The sequence below is a fragment of the Secundilactobacillus collinoides DSM 20515 = JCM 1123 genome (assembly GCF_001435975.1).
Taxonomy (GTDB): domain Bacteria; phylum Bacillota; class Bacilli; order Lactobacillales; family Lactobacillaceae; genus Secundilactobacillus; species Secundilactobacillus collinoides.
This window is the reverse complement of record NZ_AYYR01000009.1, coordinates 206,685-228,893: the sequence shown is the minus strand read 5'-3', so window position 1 is coordinate 228,893 and position 22,209 is coordinate 206,685. Positions and strand designations below refer to the sequence as shown.

Genomic DNA, 22,209 nt, shown 5'->3' with positions numbered 1-22,209 from the left:
TCCACTTCCTTTCAAAAATCAACTTATAACAACTACTATTTTAGTTTGTCACCACCCTAAAATCATCTAAACGTACCTATGACTAAACCAATAACGATCCATACTATACTCATAACCCAAATAGGTGCAAACGAGAACTTAACATATTTCGGTAAATCAACCTCACCATGAGTCAAATCCAAACCAATGTAAATTTGCGGTTGTGCTATTGGAGTTAACATAGCACCCATGTTCATGAACAATGCCATGACAACAACTTCCATTGGAACGCCAAACGCCTTCATCAAGCTCCCAATAATCGGCGTCATGACGTAGTACCAGGTGTCGTTGGTAAATAAGAACATAAGCGGTGTGCTGAAGATGGCAACAATAATATAAACATAAGGTCCAAACGAGGATGGAATAATAGCAACCAAAGTCTTAACCATTGCATTCATCATGCCCGTATATTCCATAATCCCCACAACAACCCCAGACAACAGAATGGCAGGCATAACAGGGAATAATGATGTAGCATATTTCTTTAAGAGTTTGTTCTGCAGCTTAAGATCTTTGTAATTGATACTTAAACCGATAACAAGCCCAAACGCAAACACATAATAACTGGGGAATTCGGGCAATGCACAGAGAGCTGCGATAACCAGAACAGTCAATAGAATGTTAACCCAGAACAACTTTGGACGTCCCAATTCTGGATCATCCTTAATATCGTCGGTGTTAATCCGACCCCCGACAGCGACTGTTTCGCCACTAGCCTTAATTCGACGAGATTCTTTTAAGCCAAGCAGTGCAGCAAAAATGAAAAGTACTACAGTGAAAATTGCTTGCCCTGGTAACATCTTTAAAAACATATCCATTGGTGCATTTGAAACACCTTTAATCAATGAACCGGCCCGCAACATCCGGGCACTCCAAGGCACATCATATGTGTTAATAACCCCTGTAGAAGTTAGAAAGACCAGTAGAGTGGTATTCATTTTCAATTTCTTGTAGAACGGTAAAAGTAGTGGAATTGTGATCAAGAATACCGATGTAACACTGGCATCAAGCCCTGTAATCATGGCAACGATGACAGTAACCACTGCCAATACAGGTGGTGTCAGATTAACGTGCTTCAAAATACCTCTGACGATACCATTGAACATGCCTGCATCAGCCATCATCATGAAGAATGGCATGCAGAAAAGCATAATCAATGCAACAGGTGTCGTCATTGCAAGACCCTTAGTTATCGAACTGGCAATCTTTGGAAGCGATATACCACCGACAATCGCCGCGATTATTGGAACTACGGTGAAACAGAACATCGTACTTACTTTGTTTTTGAAGAGCAGTACAATTACGACTAGCATCATCAAAAAGCCAATCAAAGCTAAGTAACTCATATTAACGCCCACTTTCCAAGTTAAGAATTGAACAATTATGATTCGAATATAATAGCTAGCTCTTTCATTCGTATATAATCTTAACCTAAAAGAAAGCGGATACAAATATGCAAATGCCTAAAATATCAGTAATATTTTTTGTTGATTTAACGATAAAATTATAAAAAAACCGCATTTGTTATTTTGTGTAAAAAAACACATCCATGTTTAACCACAGATGTGTTTTCCCGCATTGTTGACTGATTCAATATTAGATGATCTTTGACAATCTTCGCCCTGGCATTAACAGTTACGAGATAAAATCAGTGTTTTTATAGGCTTATTTCAACATCAATACGCCAAATATATCGTCACTTGTCAACAGATAATAGCCTTGCTGTTTGTTTCTTCCATTTTACTAATGATGTAACAAATGCGAATAAAACGTTGTGCATTTAAATATACATTATAGGTCAAATGCATGAAAGATTAACTTTTTTTAAATAATGTCTTCACTTTACTCTCTGAACACACCATTATTCACTAAATCGCATAATAAACACTATATACTTAATTCACAAACAGACCTAAACCTAAATCCTATTCAATGTGATTTACAGGCCACTTTGGTGATCCGCCTGACAAAACACGATCAACTTCCATTGCTGCATGCAATGCCATGCGATCCATAGTTTTTGTTGTATTTGATCCAATATGGGGTGTCAAAATAACATTGTTAAATGAATAGAGCGGATTATCTAACGGTAAAGGTTCTTTAGAATATACATCTAGGCCAGCACCGGCAATTTGTTTGTTTTTAATTGCATTAATTAGTGCAGATTCATCAACAATACTGCCGCGCGCAAGGTTGATCAAATAGGCCGTTCGTTTCATTGCAGCAAACTCTTTTTCACCAAAAGACCCATTTGTCTTCTCATTTGCTGGCAGATGTAAAGAAATAAAGTCAGACTGTTTAATTAGTTCTTCCCGTGAAGTAACCTCTCCAAATTCACTGTTCTTGGTGATTGGATCGTAAATAAGCACGTTCATACCAAATCCAGAAATTTTTTCAGCTACCTTTTTCCCAATTTTTCCGTAACCGATAATTCCTAAAGTCAGACCTTCGATGTCTAAACCCTGATGAGTATTGCGATAATCGTAATGCCCTAGTTTCGTTTGCTCAATATTGTTACTCAGATTTTTGGCAGTCGCTAAAATCATCATGATTGTTGTCTCGGCAACAGAATCTGCATTGGCTAAAGGTGTATTCGTTACCCACTTATGCACTCTAGCTGCTTCTTTGATATCAATATTATCGTAACCGACACCATGTCTTGCAATTATTTTAACGTCTGGTAGTGCGTCAATAATCTCTTTATCACAGGCATACGTTCTAACAATTAACGCTTCCGCACCCTGCGCCTCTTTAACGATAGTTGCATCATCTGTTTTGCTGCCGATTTCTACTTGATAACCACGGTCAGTTAAATACTTTTTACCAGCATCCGCAATATCCTGTAACAGAAACACTTTTTTTCCCATACTTTTCACCCATTTCATTTTGCAAATTTATCTAACCAATGTCGGTTGTTTGTGATTATACTTCCAGCCAGGAATAATATATTGCATTGCCATTGAATCATCACGGTCATGATTCTTTAGTGATAAATATTGTTGATGCGCTTTTTCAAGCTTTTCGTGATTCAAGTTAATACCCAATCCAGGACGATCAGGGATTTTAATTTCTCCATTTCGAATTTGTAAGGCATCGTCACAAAGCTGCTGACCATCTTGCCAAATAAAATGAGTGTCAATTGGAGTGATATTACCGGGAGCAGCTGCACTAACCTGTGCGTACAGCGCCAGTGTCACGTCAAAATGATTGTTGGAGTGTGATCCCCAAGTCAAGCCCCAATCATTAAGAATACTTGCAACTCTTAGGCTACCCTCGATACCCCAAAAATGCGGATCTGCCAAAATGATATCTACCGACTTCATCATTAACGAGGGATAAATTTGCTTCCAATCAGTCGCAATCATATTAGTAGCAACAGGCTTATTAGTCGCGTTCTTATAAAAGCTCATAATTTCACGTCCGGAAAATCCATTTTCTGGGCCGCAAGGATCTTCTGCGTATGTTAATGCGTCACCATATTTTTTAGTGAGCGCTATCGCTTCATCCAATGACCACGCACCATTAGGATCAAGATTAATTCGAGCGTCCGGAAAGGCTTCATGTAAAGCAGTAACTGCCTTCATTTCTTCTTTGCCTTTAAGAACGCCTCCCTTTAGCTTAAAGCAGCGGAATCCGTATCGTTCCTGTGCAGCCTTAGCCTGTTTGACAATCCCCTCAGCCGTCAATGTTTCTTGGCGTCTAACTCGACCCCAGGCATCTGAATCATCATCATTCTTAAGATACGGAAGATCCATTTTATTTGAGTCTGCAATATAAAATAAATACCCTAGCATCTCAACTGAATCCCTTTGCCGACCTTCACCAATAATGTCGCACATTGGCAAATTCACAAATTTTCCATATAAATCAAGCAAAGCACATTCCAAAGCTGCCTCAGCATGAACAACAAATTTCAGATTACTTAAATCTAATTCCTGAAGGCCTTGACCACTGTCGTTTGCGACACGCCAACCATGTTTTCTAACATCATTCAGCATGTTCTTATATTCAGTAATCGGGCGACCAATAATAATATCTTCATAGCTTTGAAGCATTTTTGTAATGTCATCTCCACCATGAATTTCACCAATTCCCTCATTGCCTGAATCATCTGTGACAATGATGATATTTCTAGTAAATAACGGTGCATGGCAACCGCTAAGCGTTAATAAGGCACTGTCATAACCGGCGACGGGGACAACTTTTAATGATGTGATTTTTGGAAATACTGACATAGTATGATCTCCTTCTAAAAGCTTTGGTAATTAAACCTGTAATTTTGAACTAAACCAATCGGTAATTATTTTCACGACTTCGGGTTGAATCCATTCAACTGTACCATGTGCCGCGCCTTCTACAATAACTTGATCCACATCAATATCATTGTTTTTCAATACCTGTACCATGTCATCAGTCTCAGATGGCGACACAAGCTTATCTTGATCGCCATGCATCATTAGAAATGGTGGTAATCCGCTTTGAACGTAATGAATCGGGCTTGCAGCTAAGGCTTTTTCGGGTTCATCTTGAACAGAAATATTCGTGTTTTCTTTAAAGCTAAAACCATTTATCCAAACAGCCTCGGGTGACGTAGGCCAATCGTGGGCTTGAATATCTAAATTTTTCCCAACCGTCAACAAATTCGATACGCCAAACATTGAAAAGACTGCACTCACCCTTACATCTTCCATAGATAAATCATCTGGCAGAAAATATGGTGTGTTACTCGTCACCCCCATCATTTGAGCCATATAGCCACCAGCAGATTGACCAAAAACGCCTATTCGGTTCACGTCGATGTGATATAAATCTGCATTTTCACGAAGGTAGGCAATAGCTTCCTTTGCATCAAGCATTGCGCCTTTAAATGTCTCTGGGATAACGCGATACTCAGCCGAGGCAACAACAAACCCCTTTTCGGCTAACGCTAATTTAATTTGGATATACTTCCGGAAATTAGCTTCCGTGTACCCGCCGCCCGGGTAATAAATCAAAGCTGGCTTTTTTTCGGTACTTTGCGGAACTAATAACGACATTCTTAGCGGTGTTAGCGTTCCTTTGTGATTTTTAAAGTACTTATAGACAATATCAGGTGTTTGCTCAACCCTCACTTTTTGTTGCTTTCCAACTACGTGTTTAATCATTTCATCATCTCTTTCGAGGCCAAGTTGTGGCACAAACTTCATAAAAAGCAATAATCTCTTTTACCAAAAATATCTGTGACAAACCGCACAAGTACGGTTAGGAAAACGCTTACACTAAGTATAAAATTTATATTGCGTTAGATGATATGTGCCCTTGCACAAAAACAGCATCAAAAATTCTACACTTCTCGCAGAATTTTTGATGCTTGCGCAATGTTTTCAGAAAATATAATTTACAGAATATCCAGTGGCTGTTTACGTTTCGGTGCCGGGTAGGCTTCATCTAATTGTTTTAACTCATCCGATGCTAAATCAATCGACAAAGCAGCAATATTATCTTTCATGTGTTCAGCATTTCCAGTTTGGGGAATCGCAATAACCCGACCACTTCTAATGGCCCATGCAAGGATAATCTGATATGAAGTAGCACTATGCTTTTTCGCAACACTAATAACTGCATCGCTATGAATAAGCGCCCGACTCATCTGTTCGTTGTGACTTACGGGGCTATATGCAATCATCGGTATATTGTGTTTATCTTGCCAATCTAATAAGTTGTACTCTATTCCGCGACTGCTCAAGTTGTACAAATCTTCATTTACAACACAGTTAGACCCATTTGGCAATTGCCAAAGTTCCTGCATGTCTTCCGTATCAAAATTTGAAACGCCCCAAGCTTTAATTTTACCAGTAGTTGTCAACCGTTGTAGTTCATCCACGGTTTCACTCAGTGGAACGCCCCCACGCCAATGATATAAATATAAATCAAGATAATCGATACCAAGACGCTTCAAACTGGCATCCAAACTATTCTCCATATATTTTTTTGACGCATTGTTAGGCAATACTTTAGATATGATGTACAAATTAGTCCGATCATACCCTTTGATTGCTTGCCCAACTAACGTTTCTGAACGACCGTTACCGTACATTTCGGCAGTATCAATAATCTTGGCACCAGCCTCAATTCCTGTTTGAATCGCAGTTATTTCATTTTGAGTCTGGTTTGGGTCATCACCCATATTCCATGTGCCAATACCAATAGCGGGCAACGATTGGTGATTAATTTGAACATTTTTCAAAATATCATCCCTTTATTTCTCAATATTTACACCGCTATTGTAATCGGTATTGATTCTGGGCGTCAATTATATAAATTAATCATGAAAAAATTTCGTCCATTTACATATCCTAAGAATTGACGTGAACATTTTCACAGCAACGCCAAATTATTTCTCAACAAAAGTAATCAAAGTCTGGTCAAACCGCGCCTCTTCTTCATAAAACAACATATGCCCAACATTTTCAAATAACTCAAATTGGCTGTCTGGTAGCGTATCAGCAACTTGTTTGACAAGTCTCCAGCTCAAAAAGCTCTTTTTTCCGCAGAACACAAGTGACGGCAACGTGATGGTTGGAATTGTATCTGACCAATCATTCATGACGTTGTTAATAAACAAAGCCGACAAAAATTCCGGATTACTCTGCTGCGAATCCGTAATCAAATCGCTGACGTCCAAATTTTTGTCTGTCATTAACCGACTGACAAATTGATCCATCTGTGGTTTGAAATCAGTTATTAAAGCGTTAGAAAATTGCATCATTTCATTGTAGGTTGGGCCACCCGTATGCTGTGTTTCAGTTTCCAAATCAGCGGCCGGTTCATCCACAAATACAAACTTAGCTAACCGGTCACCGTGGAAAAGATCCCAGTATGACCAAGTCACTGACACACCCATTGACCATCCCAGCAACGTTACGTTATGTAGGTCAAGATACTGGATCAGTTCATGTACATCTGCTGCCAACCGGGACAGGCGTGCACCACTCTTAACTATGTTAGATTTTCCGTGGCCACGTAAATCAGGAACCACGACGTGAAAGTGTTGGCTTAATACTGGTACATTCTTTTGAAAATACTGGGACGTACATCCGAAACCGTGAACTAAAACCAAATCCGGACCAGTTCCCGTTTCTTGATAAAATAATTTTGTGCCATCATTGGCTGTAAAATATGACATATGATCACCTCTTGATAACCATCATATGTCAAAAAATTAAAAACCGCTATCAGTACTCATTGTAATTCAATATCCTTAAAACATTCATCGGTTACTGATACTAATTATTAGCATGATGCTTTAAGCATCGCAGTACTATTGATAGCTCGTATAATTCCATTTGATTAAATTATTTACAACCTTGCTATGTCTAATATTCTTACCATTTTCGATTAATAACGATAAGTGAAATATTTTACAGTTCCAGATTCTCGCCATGCCTCAATACGTCAACCGAGTTGGTTATCACTGGTGAACGCCTCACTTTTATAACTATATTTTCGCCGGTATTCATTTGGAGTAAGTTCACAGGAACGCTTAAAAATAGCGAAAAAGCTGCTCAGGTTTTTATAACCCAATTCATAACCTATTTCATCAATATTTTTATTGGATAACGACAGCATCCGCTTGGCCAATTCGATTCGAATGATTGCCAATTGTTCGGTAAAACTCACACCAAATAACTGTCGGCATAACCGTGAAAAATAGTTCTTTTCATAGCCAAAAAAAGCCGCCGTGTCTTTGAGTGTTGCACCTCGACTGTGATCGACCAGGTAATTAAATATAATCCCTGCCTGAGTATCCTTCCCGGCGTGGTGAATGTCACGACCAGGAAAAAAAGAATCAGAAATAGAAATTGTTGGTCGATGATTCCGCAATAATTCTGACAGTAACAAGCCCACAACCATTTCACGTTGAAATTGGAGAAACGGGTCAGAGAGATCCTGTGATTCAATATCAGCTAACAACTCAAAATAGTGTTTTTTGAGTGTGTCGCCCTGATTTCGGTACACAATAAATCGGGGTTCATCCTCACCCGCATTCATCAAATCATGCACCATCGGATTATCCCCGACAACGACTAAATTTAATGGTGACGGCGCTCGAACAATTTCAGAATAAACGGCTAATTTAGTGGGATGATTCAAATTTTTAATCAATACTTCTTTAGGAGACGAAATTAAAATCACATCATTTTTTTGCAAAAAAACATATCGCCCATTAATCGTCATCTCGCCTGACGTCAAGCTTTCAACAAATCTCATGTGAAACGAGCTACTTTCATCATAATAGGTCTTATGGAATTGCTCATCGCTTTTTCTGAAATCGGTTTCTTTCAATAAGTGTACTGATTTGACGTCTTGAATTTTTACCATAATTACACACTCACTTTCCATGAAAAGATAGATTACGGTAGTAATAAAGATATTATACCCTATCCACTTGTGTATTTCTTAGCTATATACTGGCGTAGTAAATTTAGTTAAGGAGTGACTCATTATGACAAATACAAGTTTAGAGACAGACGTTTTAGTAGCTGGATCCGGTGGTACCGGTTTAGCAGCAGCATACGCTGCTGCCGAAAAGGGTCTGAAAGTCACCGTCATTGAAAAATTGGATCAAATTGGTGGCAACACCCGGATTTCAAGTGGGTTCTTCGCCATTAACTCTAAGGAACAACAGGCGGCCGGCATGCACATGTCAACGCAAGAAGCCATCGACCGTTTGACCAACTACAACCACTATTTAGGCAACGGTGCGCTCATTTCTCATATTGTAAATAGCGCCGCTGACACGCTTGAATGGTTGGAGGACATGGGTATGGAAATTAAATTGAATCCAACCGCTAATACGACCCAGTACGCACACCGCGGGGATGACTATAAGGGTGGTTCATACCACATGTATCAGCACAAAGACCAAGGTTACAAGAACATTCAAAAGACTTTGGAAAACGCCGGTGTCACTTTCAAATTTAATACTACCTTACAGGATTTAAAGTCAGCTGAAGGCAAAATCACGGGTGCAACCGCAGTCGATGCTGAAGGCAATACCTTCGACATCAACGCCAAAGCCACCGTTATTGCAACCGGCGGCTATGGTGGCGATAAAGAAGCCGTTGCAAAGAAAATGCGGACACCTAACCTTAGAACGTTGGGTGTTCCAAGTATGGGGGAAGGATTCAAGGCCATGATCAAAAACGGCGCTACTGATTTAGACAGTACTGCTTTGATTCACGCCGCCCAATTAGCAAAATCTACAGTTACCCAAACGACTTCTGACAGTCATCTGGCCGGGTTTTCTCATAGTGCCTTGACGCAATTGCTGTTGACACCAATGCTCTGGGTCAACCTGAGCGGGAAACGTTTTGCAAACGAAGAGACCGTTTATGACACAGTTGAATGGGCAAATGCCGCCTGGTCAGCCAGTGGTAAATACTTCTTCGTTGTTGATCAGGCAACACTCGACACTTTCACCGCGGAGAAGAATCCGCTTGAAGTTTCACAAGCTGGTCCCGGTGCCGATACTGAGCCAGGCGATTTCACTGAATTAGCAAACGCCGCTGTTGAAGGTCAGACTGCTTTTAAGGGCAACACACTTGACGAATTAGCCGAAAACGCCGGTATGGATGCTGATACATTGAATGCCACCGTTGCAAAATACAACGATGCCGTTGCCGCCAAGAACGATCCAGAATTCAGCAAATCAGCACAATCGCTTGCATTCTCAGTGGAAAACGGCCCGTACTACGCCTTTATCAGCCAAGTTGCTTACCTAGGAACTGTCGGCGGTGTCCGTGTCGATGAAAACCTTGACGTGCTAGACGCCAACTTTAAATCGATTCCAGGTCTCTTTACCGGTGGCGCAAACGCAGGTGGTTATTACGAAGGTCACAGTTATCCAGCTTATGAGGGCTTAGCATCCGGTTTCTCTTGGACATCAGGTCGAATCGCTGGAACAAGCGCCGCTAACTATGTGACGCAATACGCAGTCGCACACTAAGACGCTCACACCATAACATCACAGACCGCCTCATTTAGCTAATTATTAAGGAGATTTAACAATGAGCAATCTTAACCTAGTCGGAATTGTCGGCAACAACGCCCCATTCTCATACAACCGCGTCCTCTTGCAGTTCATGAAACAACAGTTTACCGACCAGTTCAATTTAGAAATTTGTGAAATCGATGATATTCCCCTGTTCAACGAACGTGACTTGGCTTCAGTACCGAAATCAGTTGCAACGTTAAGCCAAAAAATCAAGAACGCGGATGGCGTCATCATTGCCACACCAGAATATGACCATGCGATTCCCGCCGCTTTAAAGAGCGCAATTGAGTGGTTTTCCGTTTACGAGCACGCCTTAACAACGAAACCAGTAATGGTCGTTGGTGCCTCATTAGGCGTTCAGGGCACCGCCCGTGCACAAGATAATCTACGACAAATTCTTAATTCACCCGGTGTCAACGGGTTCGTAATGCCAGGTTTTGAATTCTTGTTAAACAGCGCAAAAACTAAATTCAATGATCAAGGCGAGCTGACTGATGCCGGTACGGCAAAGTTTCTAGGTGAATGTGTCGACCACTTCGTAAGCTTTGTTGTGGATAACAAAAAAACTGTCGCAATCGCATAAGCGTCCAAAATTTTCAATTGATTAGATATCGAAGTCTGCCGTGGATTGCTCATGCCTGAACAGAAATCATACTACGATTGGAGTCGATTTTACCATGGAGGAAAATGTTAATAAGGAGTTTGCGATAGCAACTCCCAGTAATGCTTACATTTCTAAAACAAGAGTTGGTATTCTAACAGTCAGTGCCATGGGGATGGCGTCCCTAGCCATTACGCCATCTTACGCCGCAATTGCCAAATTCTTTGCCCTCAATAATACCAGTGTACAAATGCTGACATCCCTGCCTAATCTCTTTATGATGTTAGCCGGCATCGCCGTTGGCCGTTTGACCACAACTAAGATCAACCTTAAAACGTTGACCCTTAGCGCTATTATATTAATTGTTATTGGCGGCTTTCTGCCGCTTGCTTACCACGATAGTTTTCCAATCCTGCTCGCCTGTTCCTGCTTAGTCGGGTTGGGCCAAGGAATGTGTACGAACTTAGCCCAAGTGCTTATTTCAACAATGTTGCCTGAAAAGGAACGTCAATCCACAATGGGGTTGACCGCTTCATTCACAAACATTGGCGGCATTATCTTTATCATGGGCGGTGGCCAATTAGCCGCAGCCAGCACTTGGGTCAATAACTACTGGATCTACATCTTTTCATTCCTAGTCTTAATCGTTGTCATCTTACTGGTACCATTTCACCCGCAAGCTGTTGACGGCGGTAACACTGGTGAAGTCAATGCCAAAATTCATTTAAACAAGTATGTCTTCTATTGCGCATTTTGGGCATTTTTCACCATGCTTTTGAACAACGTTTTGAATAATAACATCTCGTTGTTTGTTGCTTCAGAAAAGCTTGGTAGCACCTCGCAAGCAGCCTTAATGTCAACCATTTCATTGATTGGCGGCATGCTTTGCGGATTCATCGTTGGCGTTTTAGGCAAACGATTTAAATATTCATCAATTGCCTTGTCATTCATTCTTTATGGACTCTCATATCTCATCGTTGGTTTCGGCAATTCACTAATGCTGGCATTCGTTGGCAGTTTCTTTGTGGGAGCCGCCATGAGTATCGCCATGGGTCAATTTCCATACCTGATCTCAATCGCCGTTGATAAAAGCAGTGTCTCAATGGCTCTTGGTGTGTACATCGCTATCGATTCTATCGGCGCAATGGTCAGTCCGTTCATCGTTAATCCACTGACCACTGTCTTCTCCAAAATGGGACTTAACGTCTTTTCAGTCAGTGGCGTATTAGCCTTAATCATTGGTATCATTTGTCTAGTAAGTCAGTTCCAGAAAAACTTGGTTCATAGTTCCTTAGAAGTCACCGATTAGAAGACAATAAATCTTGGGTGCTTACAAATAAACCATATTAAAAGCGCGTACGGTCTCTTAACTGAGAGCGTACACGCTTTTTTCGTATATCTATGGCAATGAAAATTAAAAACATTCAAACGGGACACACGCTTCCGCTATGCCTCATCATGATACTGCACGCCTGTCTTTAAATTAACGTAATCCATTCTATAGGCGTTCTCGCCATCAAATATCTTCGAGCGAAACATAGCAAAAGTACCTTTATGATGGGTGTTTGGAAAGGTATCCGTGTCTCCAGCACGATGCACATACGCGCCCTTTGCAGTTACACCGTAAAAATAATATTTTTCATAAGTATACCCGTCACGTTTCGTTTTTTAAAACTGCAAATGATGTTTATTTCGCATTTGAGTAACGGTATACTTTGATTTATAGGAGTGACTGTGCCACTTAATATAATAAGGATGGGCTGCTCAAGCATTCGTGTAAGTACCTGCTGCTAAAGCTGGACTGCGAATTCCAAATAAGACACTCAAAAATCAATATAGTGACAATTTTAACTTTCACGAGAATCCCCTTCTATCTGATAACGTATTCATAATAAATATTGATCATTATTGTAATGTTATACATCACCAATTTCAATAAACGTTTAATTGCTTAAAAAGTCTTGACTTACACCGACTCTAACCTAATATGCTCAATCTAACCACGAGGTGAACCCAATGACAACCATCAAAGAAGTTTCAGCGATAACTGGCCTCAGCGCATACGCTATCCGCTTTTATGAACGTAAAGGTCTGTTACAAGTGCCAAGAAACGCAAACGGTATCCGTGATTTTGACCAGGCAAGCATCACTAAAATTCAGGCGATTGCGCACTACCGGAACGTCGGAATGTCGCTTGAAGATATCAAGGTCGTTTTTGATAATTACGAGAACCATGAACTATCTGTGCGGTTGCTCAAAGAAACGAAGGCCAAACTTGACCAGGAAATTGCATCATTGGAAAACACCCGCGCGTATCTTATCAATAAAATTGCGTTGCACCAACGCATTGCCAATCAGGAAAGGAAGAATCACCATGATCAAAAATAAAGTTGTTGTTATTACAGGCGCCTCCAGTGGCTTCGGCCGGAGCACCGCACTACTGCTGGCGCAAAATGGCGCAAAACTCGTCCTTGGCGCACGTCGTGAGAATCGCCTGCAGGAACTCGTGTCAGAAATTACAGTTGCTGGTGGTGAGGCCGTTTACGCGGTGACTGACGTGACCAAGCAAGAAAATGTAGAGGCTTTAAGCCAAACGGCATTAGCGCATTTCGGTCGTATCGATGTTTGGATCAACAATGCTGGTATCATGCCACAGGGGTTGTTCATGGATAACGACGTTGCCGAATGGGAAGCCGCCATCGACCTGAACATTAAGGGTGTACTTTACGGCATCTCCGCAAGCTTACCGCAAATGGCTAAGCAACAGTCTGGCCACATCATCAACCTGGCTTCCGTTGCAGGCGTCATGGCGCATGCCGGCACAGGTGTCTATTCAGCCACTAAGTGGGCCGTCCGCGCGATTTCTGAAGCATTACGAGAAGAAACCGCCCAAATGGACGGCGACATTCGGGTAACCATCCTGTCACCAGGTGCCTTTAACACCGAACTCGTTAATTCTGTCCACAACGATAAGTTCCAAGCTGGTGTGGAAGATTTTTACGCCAAAGTCGGCATCACTGCTGATAGGGTGGCAACGACAATCAAACAAGCAATTGATCTGCCAGACGACACTTCCTGGAATGAAGTCATCATTCGACCAACGAAGCAAGTCCTCTAGCCGTCACGTACAAAAAAAGCACCCACAATTCCTAATCGATTTGTGGTTGCTTCTTTTTTTGCTATTTGGTATTTTATTGGCCCTTTCAAACTGTTGAATCAAGCTTCAGATTGAAAATCGTCTCATCACGAAACTAAAAATTGACCTTAGTCACTTCCCCACTCCGAAACGTTCGAATCGTCCCGTCAGTGGTTTCAATCACCAAACCGCCATCATCCGCCACGGTCAACGCGGTGCCGACCACGCTATCGTTGCCAACCGTCAGTCGAACCGTGCAGTCCTTCAACATAAACAAGTCCCGGTACTTAGCCAAATGACCGCCGTTTTGATACGTTGGGTACATCCGCCAAAATGCTGACAGGACATCTGCAACGATTCGGTTACGGTCAACCGCACCACCCTCAGTTTGAATACCGCCAGCTTTCCGTGCAATATCAGCGGGGAAGTTCGCCGTCGTCACGTTGATACCGATGCCCAAAACAACGTAGTCCCGACCGGCTGCCATAAAGTGTTCAGCCAGTATCCCGCAGCATTTCTGGCGGTTGACGTAGATGTCGTTGACCCATTTCAGCTGAAACACCGTTTTCGGAAAACTGACCTGCAACGCATCCACAACTGAGACAGCCGCCCCGGTGGTGAACAACCCAACGTTAAAATCCGCTATTCGCGCCATCGGCAACAACAGACTCATATAGATACCGGTACCCTCAGGCGAGTAAAACTTGCGCCCTGACCGCCCGTAGCCGGCCGACTGTTGTTCTGCGATAAACGCTTGGATCTCATTTGTTTGACTCGTTCGCGCAAACGTTTTGGCTTCAACATTTGTCGACCCCACCTCAGCGTACGTATGCAGGTGCACCGCAACCGTTGGCGCGAGAAACGACTGAATTTTGGCTAGAACGATCGGGTTATTGATTGCTGGCATTGGCTTACCTCCGATAATCAGCTTTAACTAGGACAATACCACTAACAGGTCCCCATTTTCAATGGTCTCGCCAACGGTTGCGCTGACCTGTTTCACAGTTCCGGCCTTCGGTGCCTGGATTGTGGTCTCCATCTTCATGGCTTCCGTGACGATCAGCGATTCGCCGGCTTGGACCTTTTGGCCGTCCTTGACCAGCACCTTGACAACGGAGCCGCTCAGAGTGGCGCCAATTTGGTTCACATCAGCGGCATCCGCCTTTGGTTTCGACGAGGTTGCCGCGGCAGCTTGTTTGATCGTCACGTCCTTGATGGTGATTTCCTGCAGTCGGCCGTTGACGTTAAACGACAGCGTCCGCACGTTATCAGCATCAGGCGCGCTGATCGTATTTAATTTCACAACGAGTGTTTTCCCCGGTTCAGTCTCAATGGTGACCGTTTCGCCCTCGCGAATGCCTTGGAAAAACGACGACGTATCCAGAACAGACACATCCCCGTACCGCGTATAGCGCTTCTCATAATCCAAGAAGACCTGCGGATAAATGAGGTAGCTCAACACTTCCAAATGTGTCGGTGTCCGTTTTAATTTGCCGGCCAATTCAGTTGCAGTGGCTTCAAAGTCAGCTGGTTTCGCCAAACTTCCTGGTCGGACCGTCAACGGTTCGCGACCCTTCAGCACGATCTTTTGCAGTTTCTCTGGAAAGCCACCAGCTGGTTGACCGATGTCGCCCGCAAAGAAGTCGATCACCGACTTTGGAAAGTCCAGCGTATCGCCCTTATCGTAAACGTCCTGCGGGGTCAGCTTGTTCTGCACCATAAACAGTGCCATGTCCCCGACCACCTTGGAACTTGGCGTCACCTTGATAATGTCGCCAAACATGTCGTTGACTGCGGTATAGGTCTTTTGAACAGTTGCCCAACTATCGCCAAGTCCCAGCGACTTGGACTGCTGCTGCAGGTTGGAGTACTGCCCGCCAGGCATCTGCGTCTGGTAAATGTTGGTCAGGGCACCGGTCACGCCGTTTGAAAAGTCGGTGTAGTACGGCCGTACGCCTTCCCAGTAACGGTTGATTTTTTCCACGTTATCAATGTCAACATCCGGCTGCCGGTCGTTACCTGATAATGCGTAGTAGGTCGCGCCCATTGACGGCTGACTGGTGGTACCTGAAAACGCATTGGCCGCCACGTCAACAACATCGACACCGGCCTTGGTGGCTGCAACATAGGTTGCCACGCCGTTCCCGGTCGTGTCGTGCGTGTGCAGGTGTACGGGAATATCCAGTGCATCCTTCAGCGTTGACACGAGTTCATAAGCCGCCTGGGGCTTCAAAACGCCGGCCATATCCTTGATTGCCAGCATATCAGATCCCGCTGACTGCAGGTTCAGCGCTAATTGTTTGTAGTATGCTAAATTATATTTTTGTCTGGACGGATCCAGAATGTCACCCGTGTAACAAATGGTGCCCTCGGCAATCTTACCGGCATCCTTTACCGCTTCAATACTCTTTTCCATCTGCGGCAGCCAGTTCAGACTGTCAAAAATCCGGAAAACGTCGATACCGTTCTTCGCCGATTCCGCAATAAAGTCCTGAATGACGTTGTCGGGATAATCTTGGTAACCAACGGCATTACTGCCACGAAACAGCATCTGAAACAGCGTTCGCGGCATGGCTTTACGCAACTGTTTGAGTCGTGCCCACGGATCTTCGTTTAAGAAACGGTATGCCACATCAAACGTTGCGCCGCCCCACATTTCATACGAGAACAACTGCGGTAACGCCTTCTGGGTCGCCTCTGCAACGGTCAGCATATCCTTAGTCCGCATCCGCGTTGCAAACAAACTCTGGTGGGCGTCACGCATGGTGGTGTCGGTCAGCAGAACTTTATCCTGGTGCAGTAACCAATCCTTGACGCCGTCCACGCCATCGCGGTCCAGCACATCCTTGGCCGTTTCAACACCGGCTGGAATGGCGGCAAAGTCATCGGTAAAGGTCGTTTCAGGATAGTATTTTTCAGCCCGCTTCGGCACGCCGCTGAAGCCGTTGACCGTCACATCGGCGAGATACTGCACTAGTTTGGCTGGGTCGTGCGCAGGTTGTTTGAAGTTAAACAGGTCGGGATTGTCCCCAATAAAGTGGGTGTTGGCCTCGCCAGCCTGGAACGTGGGGTGTGCCATCACGTTGCGCAGGTACGGCACGTTCGTTTTGACCCCCTGAATCTTAAACTCATTTAGTGCCCGCGTCATCTTACGTGCAGCGGTCGGCAAATCGGCCGCGTGGACACAAGTTTTGGCCAGCAGGGAATCAAAGTAGGGCGTCACCACAGCGCCATTGAACACGCTGCCGACATCCAGCCGAACACCGTTGCCGCCAGGAAGCTTGCTGGAAACGATTGTTCCCGTATCCGGCATAAAGTCGTTGGCTGGATCTTCGGTGGTCACCCGACATTGAATCGCCGCGCCGTTATAGGTAAGCTCATTCTGTTTTGGCAGATGAATATCAGCGTAGAGGTCTTGGCCCTGCGCAATCTTGATCTGCGTTTGGACAATATCGATGCCCGTGATCAGTTCTGTTACGGTATGTTCCACCTGAACCCGCGGGTTGACTTCCAAGAAGTAATATTTGCCGTCTTCGACCAAAAATTCAACGGTGGCCGCGTTCACATAGTGAACACTGGCCATCAGTTTAACCGCTGCGTTACAAATTTCAGTTCGTAACGCCTGCGGTAACGCAACAGCTGGCGCAAATTCAATCATTTTCTGGTTCCGGCGTTGAACGGAGCAGTCCCGTTCAAAGAGATGCATGGTGTGTCCGTGCTGGTCAGCGATAACCTGAACTTCCACGTGCTTAGGGTGCGTCAGCAGTTTTTCAAGATAGATTTCGCCGCTGCCAAAGGCTTGCGTGGCTTCAGAACTGGCCCGTTCAAACGCTTCTTTCAAGTCTTCCGGTTTATCAACGACCCGCATCCCGCGGCCACCACCGCCCATAGCCGCCTTCAGCATAATTGGAAAACCGTGGGTGGCGCCAAATTCAGCAGCTTCTTGATAGGAAGCAACGGGTTCCTTCGTTCCGGGAATCGTCGAAACACCAGCATCAGTCGCCACCTGTTTTGCGGTCACCTTATCACCAAACATATCGAGCTGCTCAGGTTTCGGCCCGATGAAGGTGATGCCAGCGTCAGCACATTTGCGCGCGAAGGCGGCATTTTCGGACAGGAACCCGTAGCCGGGATGAATTGCGTCCACGTCGTGCGCCTTGGCCACGCGGATAATATCATCCATGTCCAAGTACGCAGCGACTGGCTGGTCGCCAGCGCCGACCTGATAAGCCTCATCCGCTTCAAAGCGGTGATCTGACAGTGCGTCTTCCTTTGCGTAAATCGCAACGGCAGTCAGGCCTAACTCATGACAGGCCCGAATGATCCGCGTTGCAATCTCACTTCTGTTAGCAATCAAAATTTTCTTCATAGGGCAACCTCTTTTGCGTCAAATTCCGTAGCAACCAACAATAGTTTGTGAACCAAATATCAATGCAATGGCTTTTATTTGCCATTTATTAAATATATGGTGTTATTTTTATAAAACAAAAGTCCAGTAACGACTTCTATGGTGCTAATGATAGCCTATTATCAGGGGATATTCCATTAATTTTTATCAGATTTTAATAAAAGTCTTTTATGTGTGGATATATTAGTTTATATATGTGATTGGTGCAGATTAAAAGGCAGGGTCGCCTGAGATGTTGTTCAGGGATCCTGCCCGTCCGCATTACATTCGCCAATTCAAACCGAATTATAGTAATTTCCTGAAAGTCTGCTGCACAGTTAATATCAAGTCATCAACCTCAGGTATCTTTGATAGTTCTTTTCTTATATTGATTCCAAAATTGTACGTTAATTTACTCAATGGTACTTCTACAATGTTGATGTCCTGAAGTCGATCGTGTGGGATTGCTTTCAGGATCGTCGGTGAGCAATACGATATTGCTACTTGACCTAATGCAAGCTCAGTCGCTGTTTGGTTATTGTTGACCTCCAAAATATGATTCATGACAACATTATTTCGTTCCAGAAACTGATCAAATAAAATCTGTGAAGATGCCTTTGAATTGGTTGTAATTAACGGCTGATTACTCAACTGACTTAGCGTCAACGTATCAAATGAACGCCAAAGAACCCCTGCCTGATATACCGCTGATTTTTTAGGAATCAAAAAATAAATTGGAACAATTCCTAAAGACTGATAAGCGAATCGCTCATTATGGACTTCCGTATCTAAAACAACATCAACAGAATTACTCTGTGCTAACTGAACCGCATCCTTATAGTTTAATTGAATCGCCTTAACTGTCACATGTGGATGAAGCAAATAAAATTGTTTCAATATTTGACTATACCAACCGTGGCCTACAGATGGATCACAGCAAATCGTCAACAAATGCAGGTGTTCTTCAGATAACAATCGCATCTGTTGTCTTAAGTTCACTTGAAGTTCTTGTTGCCGTTTTAAATTCTCTAAGCATTCATAACCAGCAAACGTTAGCGTCAAAGGATGTTTGTTTCGATTTATTAAAGGTGTTCCGAATTCCACTTCAAAGTTCTTGATTACCTTGCTGATATACGACTGACTAAAATGGCACTGTTCTGCTGTTTGAGAAATACTACCCGTTTTATGAATCAGCAATAAAAATTGCCTTAAATTATTGTCAGTTTCGTTCATCAAGAATCGCCTACTTTCCAATGCTTACTCATATTGATTACCATATCACAAATAGGTCATAAAAACTTGACCGGATAGGCGATGTACAACTGACAGAATCCATGGAATACTAGAGTCAAGTCATTGATCAATGATTAACTTAGTTTAAATAAAAACGCTTACAAAATATTTCGAGGTGATTTATATGGCTGATTATGATGTTATCGTCATCGGCGGTGGCCCAAACGGCTTGACAACAGCTGGCCTATTACAAGCACAAGGTGAAAAAGTAGCGTGCTTAGAGAAAAATAGTTACATTGGCGGGCTAGCTTCTAACGCGCACGAATTTCCTGGTTATACTCATAACCGCGGCATGTGGTACCTAATGTTTGCAAAAATGCAAGAAACACTAAAATCTCTAGAATTGGAAAAATACGGGCTGAAGTTACTGGATCCAGAGCACGTTATCGCAATTTTGCCACTTCCTGAAAATTATGGTGACCCAGTATTTCGGATGTACAATGACGGGCAAGAAACAATGCAGGACATCGAGGAAAACTTTGGCAAAGAAACTGCCAAGGGATTTGCTGACTTCATGGGCTTTCTGCATCGTTTACAACCAGCATTAACCCGTGAATTTGCGGGCGAGCCAACCTCTCCAGATGAGCTGATCAACTCGCTGGAAACACCAGAGGAACGTCAAGATATGCGAACACTCCTGTACGGGACTGCGATGGAATTAGCTGACCGTTTCTTCCCGGATAAGCGGAAACAAGGTCCCATCCGTGGGTATATCGCAAGTATGTGTACCGATGGCTTTTACGGTGGTCCAATGACCCCAGGTTCTGCATTAACTCTTGCATACCATTTTGGGACTCCTTCTGAAGGTGAGGGCGTTACCGGTTCCCAATTCAAGATGGTCAAGGGCGGCACTGGTGCGTTTTCAGAAGCCCTCGCAAAATCATTTGCTGCCCATGGTGGCAACCTTATTAAAAATGCTGAGGTTTCCCAAATACTAGTCGAGAATAATAAAGCAATTGGCGTTCAATTAAGCGACGGTCGTGAAATTACGGCAGACAACATTGTATCCGGTATCGATGCTTATCAAACATTTATTAAATTAGTTGGTAAAGACGCAACACCTTCGTGGTTAACAAAATCCATTAAAGAAATCAACTTCACAGATACAATCACACAATCCTACTACGCCTTCAACAAGTTGCCATCATTTACTGAAGATTATGACCAGTTAAATCATGATGGTTGGCGGTTTAGTGTTTGGAACATGGGGTCAAGCGAATTATTTGAAGACAATTGGGACGCTGTTAAAGAAGGTCGAGTTCCAAAATATGTCTCCGGTGGCATTTCATTTAGAAGCATGGTAGACCCGAGTCTTGCGCCAGAAGGTCACTATTCAGGTGTGTTCTGTACGTCACCGTCATGGCCGATTGGCACCCAGCCAAAAGACTATGCAGCCACAAAGGAAAAGATTTTTAATTCAATTTGTGCCTACTACGAAAAGTTCATGCCAGATTTTCGTGACTGTATCGACGACTACAAGGTCTGGTCACCCGTCGATTTTGAAAATGAGTACAACAATACGGGCGGTGCTTGGTCACATGGACCAGTTCAAATCGATCAAATGTTTGATATGCGTCCGGTTAAAGGTATGTCAAACTTCCGAGCACCAATTCAAAACTTATATCTTTGCGATTCATCAAATCATCCTGGCCCTGGTTATAACGGGCGTGCACCATTTAGCTGTGTTAAAGCCATGGAAACAGATGGTGTATTGAAGGGCACTCAATCTTTCGGTTCTAGTGACGTCAACACTGGTGCCTCACAAAATGTTTAGATTGAAGAAGAGAGCAACACATACTGTTTAAAAACTAGTGTAGAAGCGGACTATTTTATAAAATCCCGGTTTGGGTTTTGTAAAATGGTCCGCTTCTGTGAAAGTCTCTGATTTGTGTCGCTCTATTCTCTAAAATGACTTATCAAATAATCGTAAAAAGCAGGTAGTCAGACAGCGATTTTACTCCCAGAAAATAAGGTACCTCAGGCAAAAAACAAATTATGCCTGAGGTACCTTATTTATTCGGGAAAAGCCGTTACTTCACGTTTATCATAGATAAACTGGACATGCTAAAGTGATTTTGTCAGTACCATTAAAGATAATTTAAAGTTTATCATGCCTTCACATCATTATCCTCACTAATACGAATCACTAACTTTTGCCCGTCAGTTTCAGTGTGCTGCAACGCATTCGTGTCGCCAGCCTCATCCCCGTCTTGCCAAGGCATGTAAATTAGTTGCCCTTCGTAAGTCACGTTAGCAATGTCATCGAAGGCAAGCAATCGGTCCTTAGTCGTCAGCGGTTCATCATCTTGCAATGCAAACTGACCATTTTGCATTAATCCGGGATCAATGTTCTGAATGTCACTAAACGGGCATTCGAAGACCATTGACTCACACGTTTTGACTTCGTAAGCTTGTCCGTGATTCAGTACCAGATTTGTTTTTATGCCCTGCACTGATAGAAACATTTGGTCTGAATAAATCGTCACGCCCTCAACGTTTTCAAACGTTATCTTGACCTTGGACGCAGTATTTGAATGGGTACTTTTTTCTTGATAATGCTGTCTCATACTTAATGCCACCACCAATTTAGATATTTTCCGAGCTGGAATTGTGTTTCCACGTCTTCACTACCACGTAACAATGCCAAAATGAAAATTCTACGCAGACTTAATTTCAAGATAACGTAAACTCTGAATCACCTGCATGAACGAGTGCCT

The 22,209-nt window shown here is 43.3% G+C and carries 17 protein-coding genes; 6 read left to right on the top strand and 11 right to left on the bottom strand.

The features are described 5' to 3' along the window. Positions 1–62 precede the first annotated feature (62 nt). The 7 genes from FC82_RS01910 to FC82_RS01880 all read right to left on the bottom strand — a co-directional run bounded on the left by FC82_RS01910 (position 63) and on the right by FC82_RS01880 (position 8,400). Positions 63–1,490 carry a Na+/H+ antiporter NhaC family protein gene (locus tag FC82_RS01910; protein WP_268873490.1) on the bottom strand — a complete coding sequence of 476 codons (1,428 nt, stop codon included), beginning with the start codon at positions 1,488–1,490 and terminating at the stop codon, positions 63–65. A 474-nt stretch (positions 1,491–1,964) separates the two neighbouring features. Continuing rightward, a complete protein-coding gene (locus FC82_RS01905) occupies positions 1,965–2,906 on the bottom strand; it encodes a hydroxyacid dehydrogenase (RefSeq protein ID WP_056996048.1) in 942 nt (313 codons plus the stop codon). 27 nt (positions 2,907–2,933) lie between these two features. After that, entirely contained in the window at positions 2,934–4,274 is a 1,341-nt protein-coding gene (locus FC82_RS01900) for an enolase C-terminal domain-like protein (RefSeq protein WP_054759009.1), read from the bottom strand. A 30-nt stretch (positions 4,275–4,304) separates the two neighbouring features. Continuing rightward, the gene (locus FC82_RS01895) at positions 4,305–5,225 is read right to left on the bottom strand and encodes an alpha/beta hydrolase (protein ID WP_056996047.1); all 921 of its coding nucleotides are present in this window, start codon (positions 5,223–5,225) and stop codon (positions 4,305–4,307) included. A 191-nt stretch (positions 5,226–5,416) separates the two neighbouring features. After that, positions 5,417–6,265 carry an aldo/keto reductase gene (locus FC82_RS01890; RefSeq protein ID WP_054759002.1) on the bottom strand — a complete coding sequence of 283 codons (849 nt, stop codon included), beginning with the start codon at positions 6,263–6,265 and terminating at the stop codon, positions 5,417–5,419. 147 nt (positions 6,266–6,412) lie between these two features. Next, entirely contained in the window at positions 6,413–7,204 is a 792-nt protein-coding gene (locus FC82_RS01885) for an alpha/beta fold hydrolase (protein ID WP_056996046.1), read from the bottom strand. A 269-nt stretch (positions 7,205–7,473) separates the two neighbouring features. Continuing rightward, positions 7,474–8,400, bottom strand: coding sequence for a helix-turn-helix domain-containing protein (locus FC82_RS01880; protein WP_056996045.1), 927 nt, complete (start codon positions 8,398–8,400; stop codon positions 7,474–7,476). A gap of 124 nt (positions 8,401–8,524) precedes the next feature. On the opposite strand from FC82_RS01880, the gene FC82_RS01875 reads away from it, so the two are divergent. The 5 genes from FC82_RS01875 to FC82_RS01855 all read left to right on the top strand — a co-directional run bounded on the left by FC82_RS01875 (position 8,525) and on the right by FC82_RS01855 (position 13,794). Further along, the gene (locus FC82_RS01875) at positions 8,525–10,027 is read left to right on the top strand and encodes an FAD-dependent oxidoreductase (RefSeq protein ID WP_056996044.1); all 1,503 of its coding nucleotides are present in this window, start codon (positions 8,525–8,527) and stop codon (positions 10,025–10,027) included. 61 nt (positions 10,028–10,088) lie between these two features. Beyond that, the gene (locus FC82_RS01870) at positions 10,089–10,658 is read left to right on the top strand and encodes an NADPH-dependent FMN reductase (RefSeq protein ID WP_056996043.1); all 570 of its coding nucleotides are present in this window, start codon (positions 10,089–10,091) and stop codon (positions 10,656–10,658) included. A gap of 94 nt (positions 10,659–10,752) precedes the next feature. Next, positions 10,753–11,985 carry an MFS transporter gene (locus FC82_RS01865; RefSeq protein ID WP_056996042.1) on the top strand — a complete coding sequence of 411 codons (1,233 nt, stop codon included), beginning with the start codon at positions 10,753–10,755 and terminating at the stop codon, positions 11,983–11,985. Between the two features lie 707 nt (positions 11,986–12,692). After that, positions 12,693–13,064, top strand: coding sequence for a MerR family transcriptional regulator (locus FC82_RS01860; RefSeq protein WP_054759000.1), 372 nt, complete (start codon positions 12,693–12,695; stop codon positions 13,062–13,064). Next, positions 13,051–13,794 carry an SDR family oxidoreductase gene (locus FC82_RS01855; protein ID WP_054758998.1) on the top strand — a complete coding sequence of 248 codons (744 nt, stop codon included), beginning with the start codon at positions 13,051–13,053 and terminating at the stop codon, positions 13,792–13,794. The genes FC82_RS01860 and FC82_RS01855 overlap by 14 nt, the downstream gene beginning before the upstream one ends. 133 nt (positions 13,795–13,927) lie before the next feature. On the opposite strand, the gene FC82_RS01850 is transcribed toward FC82_RS01855, so the two are convergent. The 3 genes from FC82_RS01850 to FC82_RS01840 all read right to left on the bottom strand — a co-directional run bounded on the left by FC82_RS01850 (position 13,928) and on the right by FC82_RS01840 (position 19,432). Next, positions 13,928–14,719, bottom strand: coding sequence for a biotin--[acetyl-CoA-carboxylase] ligase (locus tag FC82_RS01850; RefSeq protein WP_054758996.1), 792 nt, complete (start codon positions 14,717–14,719; stop codon positions 13,928–13,930). A 27-nt stretch (positions 14,720–14,746) separates the two neighbouring features. Next, complete coding sequence (locus FC82_RS01845; protein WP_056996041.1) at positions 14,747–18,181, bottom strand: pyruvate carboxylase; 3,435 nt, start codon at positions 18,179–18,181, stop codon at positions 14,747–14,749. A gap of 324 nt (positions 18,182–18,505) precedes the next feature. Then, on the bottom strand, positions 18,506–19,432 hold the full coding sequence (locus tag FC82_RS01840) for a LysR family transcriptional regulator (RefSeq protein ID WP_056996040.1): 927 nt from the start codon (positions 19,430–19,432) through the stop codon (positions 18,506–18,508). 184 nt (positions 19,433–19,616) lie between these two features. Here FC82_RS01840 and FC82_RS01835 point away from each other — a divergent pair, with 184 nt between their 5' ends. Further along, a complete protein-coding gene (locus tag FC82_RS01835; protein ID WP_054758991.1) occupies positions 19,617–21,266 on the top strand; it encodes a phytoene desaturase family protein in 1,650 nt (549 codons plus the stop codon). A gap of 334 nt (positions 21,267–21,600) precedes the next feature. On the opposite strand, the gene FC82_RS01830 is transcribed toward FC82_RS01835, so the two are convergent. Continuing rightward, positions 21,601–22,059, bottom strand: coding sequence for a hypothetical protein (locus FC82_RS01830; RefSeq protein WP_054758989.1), 459 nt, complete (start codon positions 22,057–22,059; stop codon positions 21,601–21,603). Between the last annotated feature and the right edge of the window lie 150 nt (positions 22,060–22,209).